The sequence below is a fragment of the Pseudoalteromonas sp. SR45-5 genome, assembly GCF_014163565.1.
Lineage (GTDB): Bacteria > Pseudomonadota > Gammaproteobacteria > Enterobacterales > Alteromonadaceae > Pseudoalteromonas > Pseudoalteromonas distincta.
Genome location: NZ_JACJDN010000741.1, coordinates 1 through 1,750, shown reverse-complemented (window position 1 = coordinate 1,750; position 1,750 = coordinate 1). Strand labels below are relative to the sequence as shown.

General features: G+C 39.9%; 2 protein-coding genes. Both read right to left on the bottom strand.

Translation table 11 applies throughout. The annotated features are described in order from the left end of the window. Positions 1-70: 70 nt before the first annotated feature. Positions 71-691: an L-threonylcarbamoyladenylate synthase gene (locus tag H5072_RS18540; RefSeq protein ID WP_002961576.1), complete on the bottom strand. Its 621-nt coding sequence runs from the start codon at positions 689-691 to the stop codon at positions 71-73. After that, positions 688-1,542, bottom strand: a complete 855-nt coding sequence (locus H5072_RS18535; RefSeq protein ID WP_182694401.1) for an RNase RNM — start codon at positions 1,540-1,542, stop codon at positions 688-690. Before H5072_RS18535 ends, H5072_RS18540 begins: the two co-directional genes overlap by 4 nt. Between the last annotated feature and the right edge of the window lie 208 nt (positions 1,543-1,750).

Below are 1,750 nucleotides of genomic sequence, written 5' to 3'. Positions count from 1 at the left end.
CCAGTGGCAGCTTATGCTGCACTGGCTTTTCACTACTTTTTGTATCAGCAGTACTTTCGCTCACTTGTTATTACTCAAACGGGCTTGTATCACCACAGCCAACACGCAATATTTTAACTTCATCTTCCGACAAGTCGATTACTGTGGTTGCTTGCTCGGCTAAATGGCCACCGTGAATAATTAAATCAACGTGTTTATCTAATCGCTCTAATATTTCATCCGGATCAGATTCAGTAAACTGCTGCCCGGGTAAAATTAAAGAACACGACATTAATGGCTCGCCAAGTTCGGCAAGTAACGCACAAGCAATTGGGTGTTCAATTACACGCATGCCAATGGTTTTTTTCTTGTCGTTTAATAAACGCTTAGGGACTTCTTTTGTGCCTTTAAAAATAAAGGTATAAGGCCCTGGCGTATTATTTTTAATTAATCTAAATAGCTGGTTATCTACACGTGCATAAGTAGATAGCTCCGATAAATCACGGCAAACTAGCGTAAAATTATCGTTTTTTTCAATACCACGAATACGCTCTATGCGCTCTTTGGCTTGCTTATTACCAATGTTACAGCCAATGGCATAGCCCGAATCTGTTGGGTAAACAACAACGCCGCCTTGTTTAATAATATCAACGGCTTGACTAATCAATCTTGGTTGCGGGTTATCAGGATGAATATGGAATAATTGACTCATGTTAATGCCCCTTCTTGTCCTTCCCAAACTTGCCAAACACCTTGGCAGTCTTTCGGTAAGTATAAATTTTTGCCAAGCTCTAAATAGCTTGTCGGAAAATGAAAATCAGACCCTTGCGAGCAAAGTAGTTCGTACTCACGGCTGAGTTCACCTAAAAATTGACGTTCGCTTGGCGCCTGTTGAGGTTGTGCAACTTCCATTGCGTCTCCTCCTACACTTTTAAATTCTACTAATAATTTGCGTAGCCACTTGTTTGACATTTGATAGCTACTTGGGTGAGCAAGTACAGCAACACCACCAGCGGCATGTATTGCCTCTACAGCGGTTTGCATGGTGCACCAGCAACTAGGTACGTAGCCTGTTTTGCCGCGCCCTAAGTACTTTTTAAAAACACCCGGGAAATTTTTAGCTACACCGCGCTCAATAAGGGCACGTGCAAAATGTGCGCGCGTAATTTGCGCGTCTTTTGCCAGCTTTTTAGCTTGCTCGTAAATGCCATCAAAACCATTTTTTGCAAGGCGTGCGCCAATTTCTAGTGCACGCTCTTCTCGCTTTTGCTGCTGAGCCGTTAATAAAGAAGTAAGGTCAATATTATTAATATCAATATTTAAACCTACAATATGAATTTCGAAGCTTTCCCATTTGGTAGACACTTCGGTACCCGTTATTAATGAAAGCGGTAAGTTTTCTGCTTCAATAAATTGCTGAGCAGGCTTGATAGCCGCCACAGTGTCATGATCGGTAATAGCAAACACATCAATATTTTTATCAACAGCGCGATGCAATAATTCTTCAACCGTTAAACGCCCGTCTGAATGTGTAGTATGGCTATGTAAATCGTATTTTATCAAAAGAAAACTGCTTAAAATTAAGGGTTACTGGTGTTTATGTAAGTATAACAACTTTTTTGACTAAATTGTTTTAAATAAACACTTGACACAAAAGCATAAGATACGTTTTACTGTAGCTACTTTCAGACACATTAAGAATTAACAATAATGATCAATTCAAACTTAAACACTATTTGGTGGTGGCACTCGTAATTTTCGGGTGATGAAT

Bases quoted from the DNA above. Each gene is read 5' to 3' on its own strand.
- H5072_RS18540 (WP_002961576.1), bottom strand. From the start codon at position 691: ATGAGTCAATTATTCCATATTCATCCTGATAACCCGCAACCAAGATTG.